General features: G+C 71.6%; 16 protein-coding genes. 5 read left to right on the forward strand and 11 right to left on the reverse strand.

The features are described from left to right. Positions 1–75: 75 nt before the first annotated feature. Both AC2D8W_RS04565 and AC2D8W_RS04570 read left to right on the forward strand, forming a co-directional pair. On the forward strand, positions 76–1,071 hold the full coding sequence (locus AC2D8W_RS04565; protein ID WP_484670519.1) for an MBL fold metallo-hydrolase: 996 nt from the start codon (positions 76–78) through the stop codon (positions 1,069–1,071). 78 nt (positions 1,072–1,149) lie between these two features. Then, the gene (locus tag AC2D8W_RS04570; protein ID WP_293482441.1) at positions 1,150–1,812 is read left to right on the forward strand and encodes an EF-hand domain-containing protein; all 663 of its coding nucleotides are present in this window, start codon (positions 1,150–1,152) and stop codon (positions 1,810–1,812) included. Between the two features lie 4 nt (positions 1,813–1,816). Here the strand turns inward: AC2D8W_RS04570 and AC2D8W_RS04575 are convergent, their stop codons facing one another. The 11 genes from AC2D8W_RS04575 to AC2D8W_RS04625 form a co-directional block, all read right to left on the reverse strand. Then, entirely contained in the window at positions 1,817–3,967 is a 2,151-nt protein-coding gene (locus tag AC2D8W_RS04575) for a CaiB/BaiF CoA-transferase family protein (RefSeq protein WP_484670520.1), read from the reverse strand. A gap of 317 nt (positions 3,968–4,284) precedes the next feature. Further along, complete coding sequence (locus tag AC2D8W_RS04580; RefSeq protein ID WP_484670521.1) at positions 4,285–4,830, reverse strand: gluconate 2-dehydrogenase subunit 3 family protein; 546 nt, start codon at positions 4,828–4,830, stop codon at positions 4,285–4,287. Then, positions 4,830–6,554, reverse strand: coding sequence for an FAD-dependent oxidoreductase (locus tag AC2D8W_RS04585; protein WP_484670522.1), 1,725 nt, complete (start codon positions 6,552–6,554; stop codon positions 4,830–4,832). The genes AC2D8W_RS04580 and AC2D8W_RS04585 overlap by 1 nt, the downstream gene beginning before the upstream one ends. A 3-nt stretch (positions 6,555–6,557) precedes the next feature. Further along, the gene (locus AC2D8W_RS04590) at positions 6,558–7,610 is read right to left on the reverse strand and encodes a sugar phosphate isomerase/epimerase family protein (RefSeq protein WP_484670523.1); all 1,053 of its coding nucleotides are present in this window, start codon (positions 7,608–7,610) and stop codon (positions 6,558–6,560) included. Next, positions 7,598–8,707, reverse strand: coding sequence for a Gfo/Idh/MocA family protein (locus tag AC2D8W_RS04595; RefSeq protein ID WP_484670549.1), 1,110 nt, complete (start codon positions 8,705–8,707; stop codon positions 7,598–7,600). Before AC2D8W_RS04595 ends, AC2D8W_RS04590 begins: the two co-directional genes overlap by 13 nt. Positions 8,708–8,721: 14 nt before the next feature. After that, entirely contained in the window at positions 8,722–9,675 is a 954-nt protein-coding gene (locus AC2D8W_RS04600) for a sugar phosphate isomerase/epimerase family protein (protein ID WP_484670524.1), read from the reverse strand. Between the two features lie 16 nt (positions 9,676–9,691). Then, positions 9,692–10,957 (reverse strand): MFS transporter, encoded by a 1,266-nt coding sequence (locus AC2D8W_RS04605; protein ID WP_484670525.1) that lies wholly within the window; start codon positions 10,955–10,957, stop codon positions 9,692–9,694. 339 nt (positions 10,958–11,296) lie between these two features. Further along, a complete protein-coding gene (locus AC2D8W_RS04610; protein WP_484670526.1) occupies positions 11,297–12,733 on the reverse strand; it encodes a glutamate synthase subunit beta in 1,437 nt (478 codons plus the stop codon). Between the two features lie 23 nt (positions 12,734–12,756). Beyond that, positions 12,757–17,397, reverse strand: a complete 4,641-nt coding sequence (gene gltB / locus AC2D8W_RS04615; protein WP_484670527.1) for a glutamate synthase large subunit — start codon at positions 17,395–17,397, stop codon at positions 12,757–12,759. Positions 17,398–17,625: 228 nt separating this feature from the next. Then, positions 17,626–19,053 carry a spinster family MFS transporter gene (locus AC2D8W_RS04620; protein WP_293482432.1) on the reverse strand — a complete coding sequence of 476 codons (1,428 nt, stop codon included), beginning with the start codon at positions 19,051–19,053 and terminating at the stop codon, positions 17,626–17,628. A 5-nt stretch (positions 19,054–19,058) separates the two neighbouring features. Next, entirely contained in the window at positions 19,059–19,847 is a 789-nt protein-coding gene (locus AC2D8W_RS04625) for an SDR family oxidoreductase (RefSeq protein WP_484670528.1), read from the reverse strand. Positions 19,848–20,028: 181 nt separating this feature from the next. On the opposite strand from AC2D8W_RS04625, the gene AC2D8W_RS04630 reads away from it, so the two are divergent. From AC2D8W_RS04630 to AC2D8W_RS04640, 3 genes are all read left to right on the forward strand, one after another. After that, entirely contained in the window at positions 20,029–21,891 is a 1,863-nt protein-coding gene (locus AC2D8W_RS04630) for an alkyl/aryl-sulfatase (RefSeq protein WP_484670529.1), read from the forward strand. Positions 21,892–21,902: 11 nt separating this feature from the next. Further along, positions 21,903–22,787 carry a crotonase/enoyl-CoA hydratase family protein gene (locus tag AC2D8W_RS04635; protein WP_484670530.1) on the forward strand — a complete coding sequence of 295 codons (885 nt, stop codon included), beginning with the start codon at positions 21,903–21,905 and terminating at the stop codon, positions 22,785–22,787. A 106-nt stretch (positions 22,788–22,893) separates the two neighbouring features. Beyond that, positions 22,894–24,318: DUF3604 domain-containing protein (locus AC2D8W_RS04640; protein ID WP_484670531.1), on the forward strand; the 1,425-nt coding region annotated here is incomplete at its 3' end.

Below are 24,318 nucleotides of genomic sequence, written 5' to 3' on the forward strand. Positions count from 1 at the left end.
GCCGGCTTGCGCTGGCCTTCCGGCGCCCGCGCCTGATATAGTGACACGATGCGTGTCATATTCGGGAGGTTCGCCATGCTTCGTCTCCTCGCGGCGGTCGCACTGCTGCTCGCGCCGGCTGCGGCCCACGCCCAGGCGTTCGACGGACTGAAGGTCATCTTCTGCGGCACGTCGGGCCCCCTCCCCGTCGCCGGCCGCGCGAAGCCCTGCACGGCCATCCAGGCCGGCGGCTCGCTCTACATCGTCGACATCGGCCCCGAGGCGACCGAGAACCTGATGACGTGGCGGCTGCCGCTCGCGAGCGTGAAGGCCGTCTTCATCACGCACCTGCACTCGGACCACATCGGCGACCTGGGCGAGCTCAACATGCAGAGCTGGGTCGGCGGCCGGGCCCAGCCGCTTGAGGTGGTGGGCCCCCGCGGGGTCGAGAAGCTCGCCGCCGGCTTCAATCTCGCCTACGAGCCCGACCACGAGTTCCGCCGCGCGCACCACAAGCGCGAGGGGATCCGCTTCCCCATTTCCGCCGGCCTGCTGAAGGCGCGCCCCGTGGCCATCGCCAAGCCGGACGGAACCGCCGTCGCCTGGAAGGACGGCGACCTCACCGTGACCGCGATCCGCGTCGCGCACGAGCCGGTCGAGCCCGCGTTCGCCTACCGCTTCGACTACAAGGGCCGCTCGGTGGTCATCAGCGGCGACACCCGCAAGTGGCCGCCGCTGGCGGTCGCGGCGAAGGGCGCCGACGTGCTCGTCCACGAGGCGCAGAACAACGCCATGACGCGCCAGATGTCCCAGGCGCTGGCGGGCATGGGCAACGCGCGGATGAGCTCGGTCATGGCCGACACCGTGACCTACCACACCGAGCCCCGGGAGGCCGCCGAGCTGGCCCGCCAGGCGGGCGTGAAGGCCCTGGTCCTGAGCCACCTGACCCAGGCCGGGCTGCCGATGTTCAACCCGGAAACCTTCGGCCGGGGCATCGACGCCGACGGCAAGCTGGACTGGCGGCTGGCGAAGGACGGCATGACGATCGAGCTGCCGGCCGGGAGCGCAGAGGTCCGTTTCGGCGCCTACTGACGCCGATTGCGGCGGCTTCGACATTGCGCAGCCCCGTTCGGCGTGGAAGCTGGCGCAGACAGTCGTCGAGGGTCGAGCATGGGCGTCGCGGGTCGGATCGGGGTTCTCTGCTCGGCGGCGCTGCTGGCCGGCTGTGCGGCGGACGGCCGGGGACCGCCCCGCGGCTTCGACGACGAGGAGGGCGGGCCGCCGCGCGCGCAGCTGTTCGTCAGCCCGTCGGGGCAGCCCTTCCGGAGCGCGCCGGGCCAGCCCTACCCCTCCGCGGCCTGGTTCGCCGCCGCCGACGCGGACCGTGACGGCCGCCTGACGCGCGCGGAGTTCCGGGCCGACGCGGACGCCTGGTTCAAGGCCCTCGACGCCGACGGCGACGGCCAGCTCAGCATGCCGGAGGCGACGCGCTGGGAAGAGGATCTCGTGCCCGAGGTCTCGCGCGTGGGACCTGGCGGCGCCGGCCGCGGCATGGCGGTCGGCCGGAACGAGCTGAACACCCGCATCCAGGGCGCCGCCGCCTACAGCCTCATCAGCGAGCCGCACCCGGTCCGGGGCGCCGACACCGACCTCGACTACCGCGTGACGCGGACGGAGTGGCGCGTGGCCGCCGACCGCCGGTTCGGACTTCTGGACCCGGACGGCGACGGCGCGGTCCTCGCCGCGGACATGCGCGCCACGCCGGCCCAGGCGATGGCGATGCCGCGGCGGCCTTCCCTTCTGCGGCGGGAGGCCGTGGGACCGAGACGCTGAGGCCTCAGGCCGTCGCGTCCAGTTCGCGCAGGACCTCGTCCGTGTGCTCGCCGAGCGTGGGGGCCGGCCACCGCACCGCGGGCCGGACGCCGTCGTAGGCGAAGGGCGCCGCCGGGATGAGGTGGGCCCCGACGTAGCGGCGCTCGGACTCCAGCCAGAAGCCGCCCGCCGTCAGTTGCGGGTCGTAGCAGAGCTGGTCCGCGCGCTGCACCGGCGCGGCCGGGACGCCCGCCGCCTGCAGCGCCGCCGCCGCGTCCTCCGGCGTCCGCGAACAGGCCCAGGCGGCGAGGGCCGCCTCGATCCCGTCCTCGTCCGCCCGCGAGAGGTCGGGCCGACCGAGGCGCGCGCGCAGGCCGTCCAGGGCGGCCGCCGTGTCCGCCGCGACGGCGAGCCAGCTGTCGGACCCGGCCCCCGCGACCACGAACGCGGCCGCCCGCGCCCGGCGGCTCCCCGTTCGCGGAAGAGGTCCGGACACGAAGTGCTGGGCGATGATGGCGTCGGCGGCAAACTGGAAGAGGCTGGCCACCTGGGCGAGGTCGATCTCGGCGCCCCCCGTCCGCTCGCGGCCGAACAGGCAGGCCATGACGGCGTTCGCGGCGGTCAGCCCGGCGAGCGGGTCGCCGAACGCCACGTGCTGCAGCGACGGCGGCCACTCGGGCCGGCCGTTGGCGAACGGCAGGCCCGACGCCTGCTCGACGGTCGATCCGTAGGCCCGAATCCCGGAGAGCGGCCCGCCGTTGCCGAAGGCCGGCATCGAGACGGTGATCAGGCCGGGGTTGAGAGCCCGCCGCACATCGGGGCCCAGGCCGAGGCGGTCCATGATGCCGGCGGCGAAGTTCTCCACGACCACGTCGGCCCCCGCGACGAGGGCCCTGGCCCGCGCCAGCCCTTCGGGGGACGCAAGGTCGAGCGCGACGCCGCGCTTGTTGCGGTTCATGCAGATGAAGTTGAACTTCGTCTCGTGCGGCGGCGGATCGCCCTGCTCCACCTCCCAGCCGCGCCACCAGTCCGGGTGCCCGGCGGACTCGATCTTGACGACGTCGGCGCCCAGGTCGGCCAGGGTGCGGGCGCAGAGCGGGCCGGCCCAGCCCATGGAGAAGTCCACGACCTTGAGGCCGCGCAGCGGCGCACGGGCGTCGCCCGCGGGGACCGGCGCGCAGGGTCCGCCGAAGGTCGCGCGATAGGGCCGGGTCGGCGCGGCGATCCCGCTGGAGTCGAACGGCCCGAAGGCCCCGCGCTCGCGCCAGTGCGGCGTGTCCGGGAGCTCGGCCAGGTCGGGCATGGGCGTGATCGGCACCCGCGCGCGCCCGCCCAGCGCCACCCACTCGTCCGTGGTCCGGTCCAGGAACGGCGGCGCGCAGAGGCCGTCCACCTCGTCGGCCAGCATCAGGCGTCCCACGGCGGTGGCGAAGCGCGGCTCGTGGCCGAGTTCCGGCCGGCCGATGATCTCGCAGAGGCCGCGCCACTGGGCCGGGGTTAGCGCGCTGACGCCCGCCCAGCCGTCGGCGGTCCGGTAGCTGGAGCAGGGGAAGGTCGGCACGAGGCGGTTCACGCCCAGCCGGACCGAGGTCCCGCCCTCCATCAGGGCCGAAACGGCGCCCGTTTCCACCAGGCACGCGTAGGCCTCGAGGATGTTCAGATCGATCCGCCGCGGACGGCGACGGGCCATGAGCGCGCCCAGCGCGGCGTTGAAGCCGGCCAGGCCCGCGGCGATCTGCGGTCCATGGCCCTGGGCCAAGGTCGGCGGCCCCTCGGGAGGCCCCAGCGAATAGGCGAGCCCGCTGAGCGCCTGGACGATCTCGTCGGTCCCGCGCCAGTCGGCATAGGGTCCATCGGCGTGGAACCAGCGGACAGCGAGGAGCACGGGCTGGCCCGGAAGCCGGGCGGCCAGCGCCTCGCCTTCGGCGACGCCCTGGGCGTCCTGGCCCGCGATCACGAGGTCGACAGCGGCGCCGGGCGGTTCCGACCGCTTGCCGGCGTCGAGCCAGCGGCCGTACGCCTCGCCCGCCGCGCCGCCGTAGCCGATGGCCGCGTCGTCGCCCCCGGGCGCCCGGACGACCGCGGCGCCCATCTGCGCAAACAGGCGGCCGCAGAACCTCACGGCCACGCCACGCGAGGCCTCGACCACGTTAAGCGGGCTCAGGAGACGGTCCATCGCCCCAGGATCACCCGGCGCGGCGGGCCACGTCCAGCGGGCTAAGCTGGCTCCCGCGTCGCCGGGCCGGACCTCCGCAGGGAAGGCGGTGGAGGGGGGGCGGCTCGGCCTGGCGGATTCCACAGGCGACCGAGTTTCACGTCCTCCCCCGCAGGGGGAGGGGGACCGCCGAAGGCGGTGGAGGGGGCCGATCCACGGCGCCAAGCGACCCCTCCACCCTGCTTTGCAGGGTTCCCCTCCCCTTGCAGGGGAGGACCAGCACTGCCGTCGCCCCGCAGGACGAGCCATCTTCACGCCCCACCCGCAGGGGCCCCGTCTCAGGTCGCCCAGGCGCGGCCGATCTCGGACAGGGGGACGCAGCCGCGGTAATCGCCCGGCACCGGGTCGTAGCGGAGCGCGCGCGTGGCCCCCGGCTCGGAGGTGAAGTAGCCGGCGGTGACCAGCTCCTTCAGCTCGGCGAAGAAGTGCGGCCGGCGCGTCCGGGACTCGGCGTCGAGCGACGACAGCATCCCGGTCTGCAGCGGCGCCGCGAGTGCGGCGAAGGGCGCGCCGTGGGCGGACCTTGCGTCCGCATCGAGCTGGTCGAGGCCAGCCTTCAGCCGCTGCGCCTGATCGGGCGCGCACCAGGTCGCGATGGCGCGATCGACATACTGCGGCACGCCGGCCTCGACCGCGCCCGGCGTGTCGGTGGCCGGGATGATCCGCTCGGCCGCGGCGGTGAGCACGCGGGCCTGGGCCGCGGTGAGCGCGCGCGGCGTCCAGGCCGGAGGGGCCGACGCCGGGGTCTGCGCCACGGCCAGGGCGTTCCAGCCGCTGGCGGCGGCCAGGCCGAGGAAGGCGTCGCGGCGGGTGAGCCTGAGCATCAGAGGTCCCCCTTCTTGCCGGCGTCGACCGCATAGGCCGCCGCGCGCGCGGTGAGCGCCATGTAGGTCAGCGACGGGTTCACGCAGCTGGACGAGGTCATCGCCGCGCCGTCGGTCACGAACACGTTGCGGCACTCCCAGAGCTGGTTTCGGTCATTGAGGACCGAGGTCTTGGGGTCGCGGCCCATCCGGGCGGTTCCCATCTCGTGGATGCCCAGGCCCGGCCCGTAGTCGCCGTCGTAGGACCGCACGTTGCGGAAGCCGGCGGCCTCGAGCATCTCGGCGCCCGCCGCGGCCATGTCCTTGCGCATCTTCCGCTCGTTGTCGCGGATGGAGACGTCGAAGGTGAGCGTCGGCAGGCCGTGCTTGTCCTTCACCTCGTGGTTCAGCGTCATGCGGTTGTCGGCGTAGGGCAGGATCTCGCCGAACCCGCCGATGCGAACCATCCACGGCCCCGGCTGCGTCAGCGCCGCCTTCCGCTCGGCGCCGACCCCCGGCACGTCGCGATCCCAACCCGGGCGGCCGGCCCCGCCCTGGTATCCGAACCCACGCAGGTAGTCGCGGCGCGAGGCGGCGTCGCCGAGGTTCCGGAAGCGGGGGATGTAGATGCCGTTCGGACGCCGGCCCGAGTAGTACATCTCCTCGTAGCCCGGCGCTTCGGCCATCGCGCCGACGCCCAGGTGGTGGTCCATTATGTTGCGGCCCACCTGGTCCGAGCCGTTGCCCAGGCCGTTCGGGTGCCGGCGGCTCCGGGAGTTCAAAAGGATCCAGGCGGAGTTGAGGGCGGAGGCGTTGAGGAAGACGATCCGCGCGTAGAACTCGGTGGTCTCCCCCGTCTGCGCATCGAGGACACGCACGCCCGAGGCCTTGTTCAGCTTCTCGTCGAAGATGACTTCGGTGACGATCGAGTTCGGCCGGATCTTCAGCCGCCCCGTGCGCTCGGCGGCCACGAGGGTCGCGGCGTTGGAGCTGAAATAGGCGCCGAAGGGGCAGCCCCGGATGCAGAGGTTCCGGAACTGGCACTTCCCGCGGCCGAGCGCGAGCTGCTCCTCGGTGGGCGCGGTCAGGTTGGCGGTGCGGCCGATGGTGATGCGGCGGTCGGGGAAGCGCGCCTCGGACTTCGCCTTGAAGGCCTTCTCGACGCAGTTCATCTCCATCGGGGGCTGGAAGACCCCGTCCGGCAGGTGCGGCAGCCCCTCGGCCTGGCCCGAGACGCCCACGAACCGCTCCACATAGTCGTACCAGGGCGCGAGGTCGGCGTAGCGGAGGGGCCAGTCGACGCCGACGCCCTCCTTGGCGTTGGCCTCGAAGTCGAGGTCGGACCAGCGATAGCTTTGTCGCGCCCACAGTAGGGAGCGGCCGCCCACGTGATAGCCGCGGATCCAGTCGAAGCGCTGGGTCTCGCTGTAGGGGTGCTCGTCGTCGCGGACGAAGAAGTGCTGCGTGTACTCGGTCAGCGCATAGCCCGTCCGCTGCTGGGCCTTGTAGCGCGTCGCCATCTCGGCCGCGGGGAGGCGCCCGCGCGGATACTTCGTTTCCCACGGGTGGGTCTGGGCGGTCGGATACCCCTCGATGTGCGGGACGGGCCCGCCGCGCTCGAGGACCAGGGTGTTCAGGCCGCGCTCCGTCAGCTCCTTGGCCGCCCAGCCGCCCGAGATGCCGCTGCCCACCACGATGGCGTCGTAGGTGTGCTCGGCCCGGGCCTTGGTGTTGAGGTTCGCCATCGCTTACAGCCCCAGGATCTGGCGGTTCCTCGCCGCGTCGACGCCCGAGGCGGCGAAGTCGTCGAAGGCGCGCTCGGTGACGCGGATGATGTGATCGCGGATGAAGGGGGCGCCCTCGCGGGCGCCGTCCTCGGGATGCTTGATCGCGCACTCCCACTCCAGCACGGCCCAGCCGGGATAGTCGTAGGCGGCCAGCTTCGAGAAGATCGCGCCGAAGTCGACCTGCCCGTCGCCCAGCGAGCGGAATCGGCCCGGCCGGTCGACCCAGCCCTGGTAGCCGCCGTAGACGCCCGATCGCCCGGTGGGCCGGAACTCGGCGTCCTTCACGTGGAAGGCCCGGATGCGCTCGTGGTAGCGGTCGATGTAGTCGAGGTAGTCCAGCTGCTGCAGGACGAAGTGGCTGGGGTCGTAGAGCAGGCAGGCGCGCGGATGGCCGCCCACCTCGTCCAGGAACCGCTCGTAGGTCGCCCCGTCGTGCAGGTCCTCGCCGGGGTGGATCTCGTAGCAGACGTCGACGCCGGCCTCGTCGAAGGCGTCCAGGATGGGCCGCCAGCGGCGCCCGAGCTCGGCGAAGGCCTCTTCCACCAGGCCGGCCGGCCGCTGCGGCCAGGGATAGAGGTAGGGCCAGGCCAGGGCGCCCGAGAAGGTGGCGTGCGCGTCCAGGCCCAGCCGCCGGCTGGCCTTCGCCGCCGCCTTGAGCTGGCTCACCGCCCACGCCTGCCGGGCCTGTGGCCTGCCCCGGACCTCCGGAGCGGCCAACCCGTCGAACAGGGCGTCGTAGGCGGGATGCACGGCCACGAGCTGGCCCTGCAGATGGGTCGACAGCTCGGTGATCCGGAGCCCGTGCTCGGCCAGCACGCCCGCGATGTCGTCGCAGTAGGCCTGGCTCTCGGCGCCCTTCTCCACGTCGAAGAACGCGCCCGGCCCCGTGGGCATCTGCAAGCCGACGTAGCCCAGCGACGCGGCCCAGGCCGCGATGGTGTCCAGCCGGTCGAAGGGCGGCTCGGGCCCCACGAACTGGGCGAGGAAGATCCCTGGCCCCTTCAACGTACGCACGCGCCGTCTCCCGAAAGCTCGACCCAGCCCGCCCCGCTGGCGCGGACGGCGGTCTCGACGAAGGCCATGCCCCGCACGCCTTCTTCTATGCCCGGCGTCGGCGCCGCGTCGGCGCGGCCGGCGACAATGGCCTCGGCGAAGTCGCGGTAGAGGTTGGCGAACGCCTCGATGAAACCCTCGGGATGCCCCGCGGGCAGCCGGGCCGCGGCCTGGGCCGCGCCGCCCAGGTATCCGGAGCCGGCGTGCAGCACCTGGCTGGGCCGGTCCAGCCAGTCGAGCGTCAGCTCCGCGGCCCGCTCGTGGCTCCACGAGACGCCGCCCCTCTCGCCGTAGACGCTGATGCGCAGCCCGTTGCGGGCGCCGGCCGAGATCTGGCTCGAGATCAGCACGCCGCGCGCCCCGCCCTGGAAGCGCAGCAGGACGTTGGCGTCGTCGTCCAGCGCCCGGCCCGGCACGACCGTGGCCACGTCCGCGCACAGCCGGTCCACCCGGCGGCCGCTGACGAACTCCGCGAGGTTGAACGCGTGCGTTCCGATGTCGCCCAGGCACCCGCCGACGCCCGCCCGCCCCGGGTCGCCGCGCCAGGCCGCCTGCTTGTTGTCGACCGGAGCCGACAGCCAGCCCTGTGAGTACTCCACCACCACCTTGCGGACCGCTCCGAGGTCGCCGCGGGCCACGATGTCGCGCGCCTCGCGCACCATGGGATAGCCGGTGTAGGTGTGGGTCAGGCCGTAGAGGCGGCCCGAGCGGGCCACGGCGTCGGCGAGGGTCCGCGCCTCGGCCAGGTCGCGCGTGGCGGGCTTGTCGCTCATCACGTGGAAGCCGGCGCCCAGCGCCGCCGCCGAGACCTCCAGGTGCAGGTCGTTGGGCGTGACCACGCAGACCATCTCGGCGCCGTCGGGCCGCGCGCGCTCGGCCGCCAGCATCTCGCGCCAGTCGCCATAGCCGCGCACGCCCCAGGCCGCCGCCGCCGCCGCCGATCGCCCGGCGTCGCGGCTGAAGGCGCCGGCCACCAGCTCGATCCTCGCGTCCAGCTCGGCCGCCATGCGGTGGACGGGGCCGATGAACGACCCCGGCCCGCCGCCCACCATGGCCATGCGGACGCGCCGGCTCACGCGACGAGGCCGGCCAGGAAGTCGTGACCGGCGCGGGCGGAGTCGATGCGGGGTCCGGGGAACGGCGGCTCCTGCTCGAGGAAGAAGTGCCGCACGCCCGCGGCGTGCGCCGCCGGCAGCAGCCGCTTCCACTCGATCCGGCCGGCGCCGATGTCGGAGGGGTCCATGGCGAGCGTGAAGTTGGGCTGCGTGGACGCCTTCAGGTCCTTCACGTGCATCAGCGTGAACCGGCCCTTGTGGCGCGTCAGCAGGTCCGCCGGGTCCTGGCCGCTCGCGGCGATCCAGCCCACGTCGGCCTCGAAGGTGACGAGCTTCGGATCGGTCTCGGCCAGCAGGATTTCCATGCCGCTCACGCCGCCCAGCGGCGCGAACTCCATGTTGTGGTTGTGATAGCCCACGCGGATGCCGGACCGGGCCAGCGCCGCGCCCTTCTCGTTGAGGAACTGGGCGTTGGCCCGCCAGTCGTCGGCGGTCATCTGGCTGAAGACGCGGCGGAGGTAACCGACGAAATCCTCGCCGGCGGCGGGGACCAGCCCGAGCCGCTCGGGGATGCGCGGAATCGGCATCACCGCATGGGTGGCCCCGACGACGTTCAGCGCCTCGGCGACCTTGCCCACGTCGCCGTCGAACGACGCGCCGGGCGCGCCGCGCGGCTGGATGTGGGCGCTGGTGGCCTTCAGGCCCGCCTTGTCGAGCGCCGCGCGCAGGTCCTGCGGCGAGCGGCCATAGAAGCCGGCGAGTTCGACGGTGCGGAAGCCGATGCCCGCCACGGCGGCGAGCGTGCCCTCCAGGTCGCGGGCCGCCTCGGGGCCGAGGGTGTAGAGCTGGATGCCGATCGGCAGTCCATGGCGGCGGAAGAACGGCCGCGCCTGGGCCTGGGCGGCGCCGCTCACGCCCGCGCCCAGCCCGACGGCGGCGGCAAGCAGCGCCCGGCGATGAAGTGGTCGCATGTAGGTCCCCTTGTGGTCATGGCGGCGACGGCACGCCGCCCTCGGGCATCATCGGCGCCTTCTCCTCGGCGTGCTCGACGACGGCGGGCCCGCGGTCAGGCGGCCGGAAGAAGAGGGCGAGCAGGAGCACGGCGACGAGCGCCATGCCGGTGGGCGCGAGGAACAGCGTGCGGTAGTCCACCGCCTGGGTCGCCGGGTCGGTCAGCCGGGCGATCAGCGCCGGGAAGAGGAAGCTGGCCACGACGTTGCCGACCCCCAGGATCAGCAGGTTGAACAGTCCCTGGCCGCTGGACCTGACGTCCTTCGGGAAGGCGTGGTCGACGAAGATGTACACGCTGGCGAAGAAGAACGCGTAGCAGACGCCGTGCAGCAGCTGCACGGCGACGATCACGGGCATGCTGTCGGCGAAGAAGGCGAACACCGCGAAGCGCGCGGCGTGGCCCAGGATCCCGACGATCATGGTGACCTTCCAGCCCAGGCGGACCAGCACCGCGCCGAGCACGACCATGGTGAGGATCTCGGCCAGCTGGCCCAGGCTGAGCACCACCATCGACAGGTTGCCGGCGATGCCCACGCGGTTGGTCAGGAAGGCGTCGGCCATCACGAAGTAGCCGTTGTGGATGACGCTGTCGATGAAGGTGACCAGGAACAGGACCGCGATGAAGGGGACCTTCAGCAGGCCGATCGCCTCGCGCCAGGCCAGCGGATCGGCGGCCTCGCCGCCGCGCTTCGGCGGGGTGTGCGGCAGCGTCAGCGAATAGAGCGCCAGCGCGAACGAAACCGCCGCGGCCACGAAGAAGATCGAGCGCACCTCGGCCGCCGTCGCATGCGCCGACAGGAGGAAGACGAAGGGCCAGGAGACCAGCATCCAGCCGACGGTCCCGCCCATGCGCACCGTGCCGAACTGCCGGGCCGGATCCTTGAGGTTGGCGAAGGCGATGGAGTTCGAGACCGAGAGCGTCGGCACGTAGAGCAGGCTGTAGAGCAGGTAGGCCCCGAAGAACGGCCAGAACGCATCCGAGAAGGCCACGCCCAGCAGGGCGACGCCGGAGAGCGCATGGCTCGCGGCCAGGAACCTCTCAGCGGCGAAGTTGCGGTCGGCGAACTGGTTCGAGAAGAAGATCCCGGCCAGCGAGGCGACGCCCCAGGCGCTGCCCACCAGGGCCTGCTGCCACGGCGCGAACCCCAGCATGCCCATGTAGGGGAACAGCTTCGGCGCCCAGGCCCCCCAGACGGCGAGCTGGAGCACCATCATCACGAACAGGCGCACCTGGATCGACATGCCCGGGCCCTCCCCGCCCCGTGCGCGCCTTGATCTGGTTATTGGACGGCGCGACTCCATCTAGCCACGGTCCACGCGGCCCGTCACGCCTCGCGGGGGCTCAGGCGCCCCGCAATGCCCTGTCTCCAAGAACCGCTGTCATCCCGGTTTCCGCGCAGCGGAAGACCGGGACCCATAGACTCCGTGGGTCCGGATGAGGCGCAGCGGCGCCGCCCGCGGGCCGCCACGGCCATCGGGCGCGTATGGGTCCCGGTCTTCGCCTGAGGCGAAACCGGGATGACAGCGTGGGGGCGTGCGCGTCCCGTCCGGCTTCCCTGCGGGGGGAACCCGTCGCCTCCGTCAGCGCGGGAGGGTGGAGGTTCCCATCAGGTGCAGGTCCACGGCGCGGGCGCACTGGCGGCCCTCGCGGATCGCCCAGACGACCAGGGACTGGCCGCGACGCGCGTCGCCGCAGGCGAAGATCCGGCCGTCCGAGGTGCGGTAGTCGGCGACGCTGGCCTTGAGGTTGCCGCGCGGATCCAGGTCGACGCCGCTCTGTTCCACCACGCCCGCCTTGCGGGGTCCGACGAAGCCCATGGCCAGCAGCACCAGGTCGGCCTTGAGCTCGAAGGTCGAGCCCTCGATCTCGCGCATCCGGCCGTCGACCCACTCGACGCGGGCGCACTCCAGCGCCGTCACCTTGCCGTCCTTGCCGATGGCGCGCTTGGTCACCACCGCGAAGTCCCGCTCGACGCCCTCGGCCTGCGAGGACGAGGTGCGCATCTTCAGCGGCCAGTCGGGCCAGGTCAGGGCCTTGTTCTCGTGCTCGGGCGGGGCCGGCATGATCTCGAGCTGGGTGACCGAGGCCGCGCCCTGACGGTTCGACGTGCCGATGCAGTCCGAGCCGGTGTCGCCGCCGCCGATGACCACGACGTGCTTGCCCTTCGCCGAGAGGGTTCCGGTCGGAGCCGCCACGGCCTCGTCGTCGCCGGCGTTGCGCTTGTTCTGCTGGGTCAGGAACTCCATGGCGTAGTGCACGCCGTCGAGCTCCCGGCCCGGGACCTCCAGGTTGCGGGGATCCTCGGCCCCGCAGGCCATCACCAGGACGTCGTAGTCGTCCAGCAGGCGCTGCACCGACACCATCGAGCCCACCTCGAAGTTGGTGCGGAAGATCACGCCCTCGGCCTCCATCTGCCGGATGCGCCGGTCGATGAGGTGCTTCTCCATCTTGAAGTCGGGGATGCCGTAGCGCAGCAGGCCGCCGACGCGGTCGTTCTTCTCGAACACGGTCGTGGCGTGGCCGGCGCGGGCCAGCTGCTGGGCGCAGGCCAGTCCGGCGGGGCCGGAGCCGACGATCGCCACGCGCTTGCCGGTGCCGCGCGGGCTGGGCCGCGGCGCGATCCAGCCTTCCTCCCAGCCGCGATCGATGATCTGGCATTCGATCGTCTTGATGGTGACCGGGGTGTCCGGGATGTTCAGCGTGCAGCTGGCCTCGCACGGCGCGGGGCAGATGCGGCCCGTGAACTCCGGGAAGTTGTTCGTGGACTGGAGGTTCTCCAGCGCCTCGCGCCACTGGTCCCGGTAGACCAGCTCGTTGAAGTCCGGGATCTGGTTGTTGACCGGGCAGCCCTGGTGACAGAACGGGATGCCGCAGCTCATGCAGCGCGACGCCTGCGCCTGCAGCTCGGGCTGCGGCAGGGGCGCGACGAACTCCCGCCAGTGCTTCAGGCGCTCGGCGACCGGCGCATAGCCGCGGTCGTGACGCTCGATCTCGAGAAAGCCGGTCGGCTTGCCCATGGTTGTCCCCTGAACCCTGAAGCTTACTCGGCCGCGACGGCCGCCGCGGCGGCGCGTTCGCGGGCCAGATCGGTGAGCGCGCGGCGGTAGTCGCGCGGCATCACCTTCACGAACGACGGCAGCACCTGATCCCAGTTCTCCAGGATCTCGGCCGCCCGGCGGCTGCCGGTGTGCAGGTGGTGCCGCTCGATGAGGATGCGCAGGCGCTCGGCGTCGAACGACAGCATGTCGCCCATGCCGCTGTTCTCGGCCGAGACCGAGCGCTGGCTCGGGCGGCCGGCCTCGTCGGCGCCGACCGGAGCCGCCTCGACCGGGCCCAGGTCGACCATCGCCTTGTTGCACAGCGGCTCGAAGCGCTTGCGCGGGTCGTAGACGTACGCGACGCCCCCGCTCATCCCGGCCGCGAAGTTGCGGCCGGTGTCGCCCAGCACCACCACGACGCCGCCGGTCATGTACTCGCAGCCGTGGTCGCCCACGCCTTCGACCACCGCCACGGCGCCCGAGTTGCGCACGGCGAACCGTTCGCCCGCCACGCCCTCGAAGTAGGCCTCGCCGGCGATGGCGCCGTAGAGCACCGTGTTGCCGACGATGATGTTGCGGGTCGGGTCACGCCGCGCTTCCGGCGGCTGACGCACCACCACGCGGCCGCCCGACAGGCCCTTGCCGACATAGTCGTTGGCGTCGCCGATCAGCGTCAGGCTCACGCCGCGCGCCAGGAAGGCCCCGAAGCTCTGCCCGGCGGTGCCGCGCAGGGTGAGCGCGATGGTGTCCTCGGGCAGGCCCGCGTGGCCGTAGCGCTTGGCCACCTCGCCCGACAGCATCGCGCCGGCGGTGCGGTTGACGTTGCGGATGCGGTACTCGGCCCGCACCGGTTCGCCCTTCTCGAGCGCCGGACGCGCGTCGGCGATGAACTGGTGGTCCAGCGCCTTGTCCAGGCCGTGGTCCTGGCGGTCCTGGTTCCACAGGCCCTTCGCGCCCTCGGCCGGGGCGGCGTAGAGGATCCGGGAGAGGTCCACGCCCCGCGCCTTCCAGTGGTCGAGCGCGTCCTTCATGTCGATGCGGTCCACGCGCCCGATCATCTCGTTCAGCGTGCGGAAGCCCATCTGCGCCATGATCTGGCGCAGCTCCTCGGCCACGAAGAAGAAGTAGTTGATCACGTGCTCGGGCTGGCCGGTGAAGCGCGCGCGCAGCACCGGGTCCTGGGTCGCCACCCCGACGGGGCAGGTGTTCAGGTGGCACTTGCGCATCATGATGCAGCCGGCCGCGATCAGCGGCGCCGTGGCGAAGCCGAACTCGTCGGCCCCCAAGAGCGCGCCGACCGCCACGTCGCGGCCCGTACGCAGGCCGCCGTCCACCTGCACCGCGATGCGCGTGCGCAGGCCGTTCAGCAGCAGCGTCTGCTGGGTCTCGGCCAGGCCGATCTCCCACGGCGAGCCGGCGTGCGTCAGCGAGGTCAGCGGCGAGGCGCCGGTTCCCCCCTCGAAGCCCGAGATGGTCACGTGGTCGGCCCGCGCCTTGGCGACGCCGGCGGCCACGGTGCCCACGCCGACCTCGGAGACCAGCTTCACCGAGATGCGGGCGACCGGGTTGACGTTCTTCAGGTCGTGGATGAGCTGGGCCAGATCCTCGATCGAGTAGATGTCGTGGTGCGGCGGCGGGCTGATGAGGCCCACGCCCGGCGTCGAGTGGCGGACGCGGGCGATGTTCTTGTCCACCTTGTGGCCGGGCAGCTGGCCGCCTTCCCCGGGCTTGGCGCCCTGGGCCATCTTGATCTGGATGTCGTCGGCGTTGACCAAGTACTCGGTGGTGACGCCGAACCGGCCCGACGCCACCTGCTTGATGGCCGAGCGCATGGAGTCGCCGTTGGGGAGCGGCTTGAAGCGGTCGGGCTCCTCGCCCCCCTCCCCGGTGTTCGAGCGGCCGCCGATGCGGTTCATCGCGATGGCGAGCGTCGTGTGCGCCTCGCGGCTGATCGAGCCGAAGGACATGGCGCCGGTCGAGAACCGCTTCACGATCTCGGCCGCCGGCTCCACCTCCTCGAGCGGGACCGGCTGGTCCGCGGGCTTCAGCCGCATCAGCCCGCGCAGGGTGAGCAGGCGCTCGGACTGCTCGTTGATCGCGTTGGCGAACTTCTCGTACTCGGCGGGCAGGTTGCCGCGCACCGCATGCTGCAGGCCCGAGATGGATTCGGGCGTCCAGGCGTGCGCCTCGCCCCGCAGGCGCCAGGCGTACTGGCCGCCCACGTCGAGCATGGACCGGTAGATCGGGTTGTCGCCGTACGCGTCGCGGTGGCGGCGGACCGTCTCCTCGGCGATCTCGGCGAGGCCCACGCCCTCGATCGTCGTGGCCGTGCCGGTGAAGTACTTGTCGATCAGCTCGGACGACAGGCCCACGGCGTCGAAGATCTGCGCGCCGCAGTAGGACTGGTAGGTGGAGATGCCCATCTTGGACATCACCTTCATGATGCCCTTGCCCACGGCCTTGATGTAGTTCTTGCGGACCTCGTACGCCGACAGCGACAGGCCGTTCTTGACCCGCAGCTGCTCCAGCGTCTGGAACGCCAGGTAGGGGTTCACCGCCTCGGCGCCGTAGCCGGCCAGCACGCAGAAATGGTGCACCTCGCGAGCCTCGCCCGTCTCGATGACGAGGCCCGTCTGCATGCGCAGGCCCTGGCGGATCAGGTGGTGGTGCACGGCCGCGGTGGCGAGCGCCGCCGGGATCGGGATGCGCTCCACCGAAACCTCCCGATCCGACAGGATCAGGATGTTCATGTCGGCCAGGACGGCGTCCGTCGCCTCGCGGCAGATCCGCTGGATCGCGGCCTCGAGCCCGGCCGCGCCCTCGGCCATGGGCCAGGTGATGTCGATCGTGGCTGTGCGGAAGGCGCCGTCGAGCAGCTCGTTGACCGCGCGGATCTTCGCCAGGTCCTCGTCGGTGAGGATGGGCTGGGCCACCTCCAGGCGCTTGTGCGTGCCGGCCTGGCGGCCCAGCAGGTTCGGGCGCGGACCGATCATCGACACCAGGCTCATGACCAGTTCCTCGCGGATCGGGTCGATGGGCGGGTTCGTGACCTGCGCGAAGTTCTGCTTGAAGTACTCGTAGAGCAGCTTCGAGCGGTCCGAGAGCACGGCGATGGGCGTGTCGTGGCCCATGGAGCCGATCGGATCGTCCCCGTCCTTGCCCATCGGCTCGAGGAAGAACTGAAGGTCTTCCTGGGTGTAGCCGAACGCCTGCTGGCGATCGAGCAGCACCTGCGGGTCGTTCGCGGGCGCCTCGCCCCGGACCTCGTCGAGCTTCAGCTCCTCCAGCTTGAACTGGGTCTCGGCCAGCCATTCCTCGTAGGGCTCGGCCTCGGCGAGGGTCTTCTTGATCTCCTCGTCCTCGATGATGCGCCCCTGCTCCATGTCGATGAGCAGCATCTTGCCGGGCTGGAGCCGCCACTTCCTGACGATGCGCTCCTCAGGAACGTCGAGCACGCCGACTTCCGAGGCCATGATCACATGGTCCTGGTCGGTGATCACGAAGCGGGCCGGGCGCAGGCCGTTGCGGTCGAGGGTCGCGCCGATCTGGCGGCCGTCGGTGAAGGCCACCGCCGCCGGACCGTCCCACGGCTCCATCAGGGCCGCGTGGTACTCGTAGAAGGCGCGCCGCTTGGCGTCCATGAGCGGGTTCCCGGCCCAGGCTTCCGGGATCAGCATCATCATGGCGTGGACCAGCGGGATGCCGCCGGCGACCAGCAGTTCCAGCGCGTTGTCCAGGCAAGCGGTGTCCGACTGCCCGTGCGGGATCAGCGGCCACATCTTGTTGAGGTCGGGCCCCAGCAGGTCGCTTTCCAGCGTGCGCCGGCGCGCGTTCATCCAGTTCACGTTGCCGCGGACGGTGTTGATCTCGCCGTTGTGGGCGATGAACCGGTAGGGGTGGGCCAGCTTCCACGACGGGAAGGTGTTGGTGGAGAACCGCTGGTGCACGAGCGCGAGCGCGCTCTCGCAGCGCTCGTCCTGCAGGTCCTTGTAGAAGCTGCCGACCTGGCCCGCGAGCAGGAGGCCCTTGTAGACCACCGTGCGGGTCGAGAACGACGGCATGTAGACCTGCGTCAGGTCCGGCAGGCCGCGCTTCTCGGCCAGTTCGGCCAGGGGGTTCTGGAACTGCTTGCGGACCGCCAGGATCTTCCGCTCGTGGGCGTCCTGGTCCTTCACGTTGGGGCCGCGGCCGATGAAGGCCTGGCGGATCACCGGCATCGACGCGAGCACGGCCTTGCCGAGGCCCGTGGTGTCCACCGGCACGTCGCGCCAGCCGATCAGGGGCTGCTTCTCGACGCGCAGGAAGTGCTCGAACTGCTCCATGGCGGCCGCGCGGGTCAGCGCGTCCTGCGGCAGGAAGCACATGGCCACGGCGTATTCGCCGGCCGGCGGCAGGTCGACGCCCTCGGCCTTCGCCCAGTCGCGATAGAGGCGGTCCGGGATCTGGATCAGGCAGCCGGCGCCGTCGCCCACGAGCGGGTCCGCGCCCACCGCGCCGCGATGGTCGATGTTCAGCAGAATCTGCAGGCCGGACTGGATGACCTCGTGCGACTTGCGGCCTTTGATATTCGCGACGAAGCCCACGCCGCACGCATCGTGCTCGTTCCGGGGATCGTACAGGCCCTGTCGCTCAGGCAGTCGCATCGTCTCTCTCGTCCAAGCACAAACCAACGCGGCCGACCTGAGGGGCGGCCGTACGTGCTTTCAGCGCGCCTTTAAGCGGCAAAACCCACCCGTGTCGATGCCCCTCGCATCGCGGTGGGGGCATAAGCTTCCAGCCTGAGCGGAATTGGCGCACGTCCTGCGAGACGCGACGCCCCCTCGCGCGCGCGTCAAATCAGCGTGAAGGCCGGCCCGCGGACCGCCCCGGCGTCACTTCGCCACAAGGTCCTGCTTCAGCCAGCGGCAGGTGAGCAGGAAGAACGCGCCGCTCAGCGCGTAGAGGCTCGCCGTCACCAGCAGCGACTGCTGCAGGCTCTGCGGGTGGGCCTGGGCGCATACGGCCTCGAGCCTGGCGGGCAGGCCGGCGCGGGCCGCCCCCTCGCAGGCGCTGCGGGCCAGGTCCGCCGCGCCCAGCGCCGCCGCCTGCGACTTGAAGAGCACGTCGCTGAGCCAGCCGATGAACAGCGGGCCCAGGCCGTAGCCCAGGAGGTTCAGCATGAACATCAGCACGGCGGTCGACAGCGCGCGGGTCTGGGCCGACACCACGCCCTGGCCGATGGTGTACTGGGCGGCGAGGTAGCCGTACTTGGCGCCGCCGCCGATCACGAGCCCGGCGAGGCAGAGCCACAGGTCCTGGGTGGTGAACGCCAGCACGTAGAACGGCACCGAGATCGCCATGCCCGCAGCCGGCAGCCAGGCGATGGCGCTGACGCTTCGCGGCCCGATCTTCTCCGCGAGCCAGCCGGTGCCCAGCGTGCCCAGCGACGAGGCGATGGCCACCGGCACATTGATCATCAGCGCCGCCTCGCCGGCCGTGAGGCCGAAGGTGCGGTTGATGAACAGCGACTGGAACGACGAGATCCCGTAGCCGCAGAAGGCGGCGATGGTGGCCGCCGTGGTCATCGACCAGAACGACTTCTTCGAGGCGATCTCGCGCAGGCCGTCCATGAAGCGCACGACCTCGCGCCGCGGCGTGCCGGGCGGATCGGTGTAGCCGCGCGGCGGTTCGCGCACCGTGAGCTTGAAGACCAGCGCCACCAGCAGGCCCGGCACGCCCAGGATGAAGAAGGCCCAGCGCCAGCCCAGCGCATCCGTGATCGGGCCGCCGATGACGTTGGCCAGCATGGTGCCGAGCGTGACGCCCATGGCGTAGTAGCCCAGGGCGGTGGAGCGCGTGCGCGGCGGGTAGTAGTCGGCGATGAGGGAATTGGCCTGCGGCGTGCAGCCCGCCTCGCCGATGCCCACGCCGACGCGGCAGGTCAGCAGCACCCAGAAGGCGCCGATGGTGATGGAGCCGATGGTGATCTCGGCGGCCAGCCCGCACATCGCGGTCATGAGCGACCAGAGGGCGATGCAGATCGTCATGATCCACACGCGGTGGCGCGTCTCGGCCAGCTGGGCCAGCGGGACGCCGACGATCGTGTAGAGCAGGGCGAAGCCGAAGCCGGTGAGCAGCCCGAAGCCCGTGTCGGAGATCCCCAGCTCGGGCTTCATCTGCGGCGCCACGACCGACAGCAGCGTGCGGTCCATGAAGTTCAGGATGAAGATGAAGAGCAGCGCCGTGAGCACATAGGTGCGGTACGGGCGCGTCCCGTAGCCGTGGATATGCCCCTGGCCGGCGTCGGCGGCGGCGGTCATGGCGTTCAGCCGGCCGACGGCTGGGCGATGCGGTCGCGCAGGCGCACCATGCCGGCGATCCAGCGGTCGTAGTCGCCGGTCTTGCGCTGCATGTAGGTGGCCACCTGCGGGTGCGGCAGGATCAGGAACGTCTCGGCCGCCAGGCCATCGACGACGCAGTCGGCCACGTCCGCCGGGGCCATGACGCCGTCCACCGCCTGCGAGCCCCTGGCGCCGCGGATCATCGGCGTGTCCACCGCCTGCGGGCAGAGGATCGAGACGCGGATGTTCTGGCTGCGGTGGGTGATCGCCAGCGATTCGGCGAAACCGACCGCCGCGTGCTTGGTGGTGGCGTAGACGGGGCTGCCCGGCTGGCTCAGGAGGCCCGCGGCCGACACGGTGTGCAGGAAGTAGCCGCCGCCGCGCGCGATCATCCCCGGCAGGGCCGCGCGCGCCGCATAGACGTGCGCCATGACGTTGACGTTCCAGCCGAGCATCCAGGTGTCGTTCGACGCGGACGTCGCGTTGTTGAAGTCGGGGTCGCGGACGGACACGCCGGCGTTGGAGCACACCAGGTCGATCCGGCCGAAGCGCTCCTCGGCCAGGGCGACCATCCGCTGGACGTCGGCTTCGACCGCCACGTCGACCCGGATCGAGACTCCCCCGACCGACCGCGCGACGGCCTCGGCCGCATCGCCGTCCAGGTCCGCGATCACGAGCCCGGCGGCGCCCGCACGCCGGAAGCGCTCGGCCATCGCCTTGCCGATGCCGCTGCCCCCGCCCGTGATCACCACGACCTTGTCCTGCAGGTCCATCAGCTCTCCCCCATCCGACGCTTTTGATCCGCCTTGGTAACAAAAGTGGGCCGAACGCCCCGCGCCGTCAACGCCGGACGCAGCAATTTGATACCGATCCGGAACATTTGCAGTTGAAGCCGCCAAGGCGCGCGCTTAGCGTCTAGCGGAGACCGCAATGAACGGCCGGACGGGGGGAGGCATGTCGGAAGCGAACGCCGATGCGCGCAAGGACGCCACGGCGGCGACCCGCGCCGCCCACGAGGCCGTGGCCCGGACCCTGCCGGCCGACGACGGCGCCTTCGAACTGGCCCGGCGCGGCTTCATCCGCTCGATCCCCGACGCCGACGTTCCAGGCGCCTGGAGCCAGCGGCCGTTCGCCTTCCTCGACGCCGAGCGCCCCGACACCATCAACCCCAGCCTCTGGCGGCAGGCGCGCCTGAACGCGCTGCACGGCCTCTTCGAGGTCACCCCGGGCGTCTACCAGGTGCGCGGCTTCGACATCTCGAACATCACCTTCGTCGAAGGCCGCGAGGGCTGGATCGTCATCGACCCGCTGACCTCGGCCCAGCCCGCCGCCGCGGCGCTGCAGCTGCTGCGCGACACCAAGGGCGACCGCCCGGTGACGGCGGTGATCTACACGCACAGCCACGTCGACCACTACGGCGGGGTCATGGGCGTGCTCTCGCCCGACGATATCGCCCGCGGCGTGCCGATCGTGGCGCCCGAGGGCTTCCTGCAGGCCGCCGTCGCCGAGAACGTGCTGGCGGGCAACGTCATGAGCCGCCGGGCGACCTACATGTACGGCGGCCTCCTGCCCAAGGACCCCAGGGGGCATGTGGACTCGGGCCTCGGCAAGGGAACCTCCACCGGCAAGGTGGCGCTGGTGGCGCCCAACGTCTCGGTCACCCACACGGGGCAGGTGCTGACGCTGGACGGCGTCGAGATCGTCTTCCAGGTGACGCCCGACACCGAGGCGCCGGCGGAGATGAACTTCCACTTCCCGCAGTTCGGCGCGCTCTGCATGGCCGAGAACTGCACCTGCCACCTGCACAACCTCTACACGCCCCGCGGGGCGCAGGTGCGCGACGCCAAGGCCTGGAGCTTCTACATCGACGAGGCGCTGGAGATGTTCGCCGGCGCGTCGGACGTGATGTTCGCGAGCCACCACTGGCCGCGTTGGGGAGAGGACCCGATCCGCGCGTTCCTGGCCAAGCAGCGCGACCTCTACAAGTATATCCACGACCAGACGCTGCGCATGGCGAACCACGGGATGAACGGCCCCGAGATCGCCGAGGTGCTGAGGCTGCCCCCGACGCTGGAGGCCGAGTGGCACACCCGCAGCTACTACGGAACGCTCAGCCACAACGCCAAGGCCGTGTACCAGAAGTACCTCGGCTGGTTCGACGGCAACCCGGCCAACCTGAACAAGCACCCGCCCGAGGCCGCCGGCCGGCGCTACGTGGACGCGATGGGCGGCCCGGAGCGCGTGCTCGCCGAGGGGCGCCGCGCCTTCGAGGCGGGGGACTACCGCTGGACCGCCGAGATCGTGGGACACCTGGTCTTCGCCGACCCCGCGCATGAGGCCGCGCGCGCCCTGCAGGCCGATGCGCTGGAGCAGATGGGGTACCAGGCCGAGTCCGGGCCGTGGCGGGACTTCTACCTCACCGGCGCCCAGGAGCTTCGGAAGCCGCGACCGAAGTCGGACACGCCGCGCCAGGCCTCGGCCGGCCAGCTGCGGACCCTGCCCGCGGACAACCTGCTGGACGCCCTGTCGGTGCGGCTGAACGGGCTCGCGGCCGGGGCGGAGACGATCGGCCTCACGGTCGCGTTCACGGATACCGGCGAACGGTTCGCCGTGCGCGTCGAGAACGCCGTGCTGCACCACCGTGCGGGCGAAGGCGGCCCGGCAGCCGAGCTTTCGCGAGGCGACCTCGTGGACCTGGTCACCGGCGCGAAGACCGTCGCGGAGGCCGGCGTCGCCGGCGACGGCGCCGCTGAGCTCGCCCGCCTCGTTTCCCTGCTCGACCGGTTCGACCTCTGGTTCGAGATCACCGCGCCCTAGGAGCCTGCCCCGTGTCCCAGCCGACTTTCGAGACCCTGCTCTACGACGTGGAAGACGGGATCGCGACGATCACCCTGAACCGGCCCGACCGGCTGAACGCCTTCACGCCGAAGATGATGCTGGACATGATCGCCGCCTTCGACGCCACCGACGCCGACGACTCGGTGAAGGCGGTGATCGTCACCGGCGCCGGGCGCGGGTTCTGCGCCGGAGCCGACCTGGGGGCCGGCGGCGGCACCTTCGACCAGGGCGCGCGGGAGGCCGAGCGACGCGCGGCCGGCGACACCGGCGACGTGACCCGCGACGGCGGCGGCCGCGTCTCGCTGCGCATCTTCCAGAGCCTGAAGCCGGTCATCGCGGCGGTGAACGGCGCGGCGGTCGGCGTGGGCGTCACCATGCAGCTGCCGATGGACATGCGGCTGGCCTCGACCGACGCGAAGTTCGGCTTCGTCTTCGCCCGGCGCGGCATCGCGATGGAGGCCTGCTCCTCCTGGTTCCTGCCGCGCCTCGTGGGCGCGCCGACCGCGCTGGAGTGGTGCTACTCGGGGCGGGTGTTCACCGCCGAGGAGGCGCACGCCAAGGGACTGGTGCAGGGCCTGCACGCGCCCGAAGACCTCCTCCCGGCCGCCCGCGCCCTCGCTAGAAGCTTCACCGAGAACGCGGCGCCCATGTCCATGGCCGTCACCCGACAGCTCATCTGGCGGGGGCTCGTGGCCGACCATCCGATGGAGGCTCACCGCGCCGACAGCCGGTCGATGCGGATGCGGGGCGCCTCCGACGATGCGCGCGAGGGGATCGCGGCCTTCCTGGAGAAGCGGGCGCCGGCTTTCCCCGACAAGGTCTCGAACGGCCTGCCGGACCTGTGGCCCGAATGGCAGGAGCCCGAGTACCGCTAGCGGCTAAGGCCCGGCCCATGCCTCGGGTCGACAGCGCCATAGCCCTCCAGCTTCTGGCGCCCAGAACCGGAACCGGGATATCGATTTCGTGGGGAGACGATTGCCGATGACGACGCACAAGAGGCGGGAACTCGCCCGATACGTGATCCCGGCCGCCGCGGTCGGGCTGCTCGTGGGCGGCGGCGCCATCGCCGCCCAGGCCCTGCGCGGTGAAGCCGCCCCGTCGGCGACCCGGGCGGCGAAGCCCGCTGCGGCCACCGCGGCGGGGTCTCCGGCCGTGCGCCTGCCCGGCCACAACCCGGACCGCAACGCCTATTTCGGCGACCTGCACGTCCACACCCAGATCTCGAACGACGCCTACATCTTCAACGTCCGCAGGACGCCCGACGACGCCTACCGCTTCGCCCGCGGCGAGACGATCGGCCATGCGTCCGGCTATCTGGTCCGCCTGGCCGGCGGCCCGCTGGACTTCGTCGGCGTCACCGACCACGCCGAGTTCATGTCGGCGATCCGCGAGGCGGGGAATCCCCAGAGCCCGCTCTCCAAGCTGCCGTTCAGCCAGGGCCTGATGAGCCCCGATCCCGCGCAGATCCAGAAGGCCTTCGACAGCTTCAACCAGGCGCGGCGCGACGGCACCCTGCCCAAGGAGTTCGCGGATCCGTCGATCATCTCGCGGGCCTGGCGCGAGACGCAGGATGCGGCCGCGCGGCACTATCAGCCCGGGCGCTTCACCACCTTCATCGGGTACGAGTACACCTCGGCGCCGCAGCGGCGGAACCTGCACCGCAACGTCATCTTCAAGAGCTCGAACGTCCCCGCGGCGCCCTACTCCGCCAGCGACTCGAACGATCCGGAGAACCTCTGGAAGGCCATGGACGGCTGGCGCGCCCGGGGCGTCGAGGCCCTGGCCATCCCGCACAACTCGAACGGCTCGGACGGCCTGATGTTCGACAGCGTGCGGCTGAACGGCCAGCCCGTCGACAAGGCCTACGCCGAGCTGCGCACGCGCAACGAGCCGCTGGTCGAGATCACCCAGATCAAAGGGACCTCCGACACCCATCCCTCGCTGTCGCCCAACGACGAGTGGGCGAACTTCGAGATCATGGAGAAGTACATCGGCTCCAACATCGCCGTGACGAAGTTCGCCGGCGGCTATGTGCGCCGTGCGCTGCAGGACGGGATCATCTTCCGCGAGAAGATCGGCGCGAACCCGTTCAAGTTCGGCTTCATCGGCTCGTCCGACACCCACAACGCCGCCCCCGGCAGCGTCGAGGAGCCCAACTACTTCTCCAAGACGGGACGCCGTGACGGCATGCCGGAACTGCGCGGCTCGGTCCCGCCGGGCGGCGCGAGGGACTGGTCGGCGCTCACGGGCGAGGCGGCGGCCAACCCGCCGGTGTTCCAGACGTGGGGCGCCTCGGGCCTGGCGGGTGTCTGGGCGGAGGAGAACAGCCGCGACGCCATCTATGCGGCGCTGCGGCGCAAGGAGACGTTCGCCACCTCGGGTCCGCGGATCAAGGTGCGGTTCTTC

Source organism: Phenylobacterium sp. T106 (assembly GCF_057219735.1).

Excerpts from the sequence above, each read along its gene's own strand:
- AC2D8W_RS04565 (WP_484670519.1), top strand. The coding sequence starts at position 76 with ATGCTTCGTCTCCTCGCGGCGGTCGCACTGCTGCTCGCGCCGGCTGCG.
- AC2D8W_RS04570 (WP_293482441.1), top strand. The coding sequence starts at position 1,150 with ATGGGCGTCGCGGGTCGGATCGGGGTTCTCTGCTCGGCGGCGCTGCTG.
- AC2D8W_RS04575 (WP_484670520.1), bottom strand. The coding sequence starts at position 3,967 with ATGGACCGTCTCCTGAGCCCGCTTAACGTGGTCGAGGCCTCGCGTGGC.
- AC2D8W_RS04580 (WP_484670521.1), bottom strand. The coding sequence starts at position 4,830 with ATGCTCAGGCTCACCCGCCGCGACGCCTTCCTCGGCCTGGCCGCCGCC.
- AC2D8W_RS04585 (WP_484670522.1), bottom strand. The coding sequence starts at position 6,554 with ATGGCGAACCTCAACACCAAGGCCCGGGCCGAGCACACCTACGACGCC.
- AC2D8W_RS04595 (WP_484670549.1), bottom strand. The coding sequence starts at position 8,707 with ATGGCCATGGTGGGCGGCGGGCCGGGGTCGTTCATCGGCCCCGTCCAC.
- AC2D8W_RS04600 (WP_484670524.1), bottom strand. The coding sequence starts at position 9,675 with ATGCGACCACTTCATCGCCGGGCGCTGCTTGCCGCCGCCGTCGGGCTG.
- AC2D8W_RS04605 (WP_484670525.1), bottom strand. The coding sequence starts at position 10,957 with ATGTCGATCCAGGTGCGCCTGTTCGTGATGATGGTGCTCCAGCTCGCC.
- AC2D8W_RS04610 (WP_484670526.1), bottom strand. The coding sequence starts at position 12,733 with ATGGGCAAGCCGACCGGCTTTCTCGAGATCGAGCGTCACGACCGCGGC.
- gltB (WP_484670527.1), bottom strand. The coding sequence starts at position 17,397 with ATGCGACTGCCTGAGCGACAGGGCCTGTACGATCCCCGGAACGAGCAC.
- AC2D8W_RS04620 (WP_293482432.1), bottom strand. The coding sequence starts at position 19,053 with ATGACCGCCGCCGCCGACGCCGGCCAGGGGCATATCCACGGCTACGGG.
- AC2D8W_RS04625 (WP_484670528.1), bottom strand. The coding sequence starts at position 19,847 with ATGGACCTGCAGGACAAGGTCGTGGTGATCACGGGCGGGGGCAGCGGC.
- AC2D8W_RS04630 (WP_484670529.1), top strand. The coding sequence starts at position 20,029 with ATGTCGGAAGCGAACGCCGATGCGCGCAAGGACGCCACGGCGGCGACC.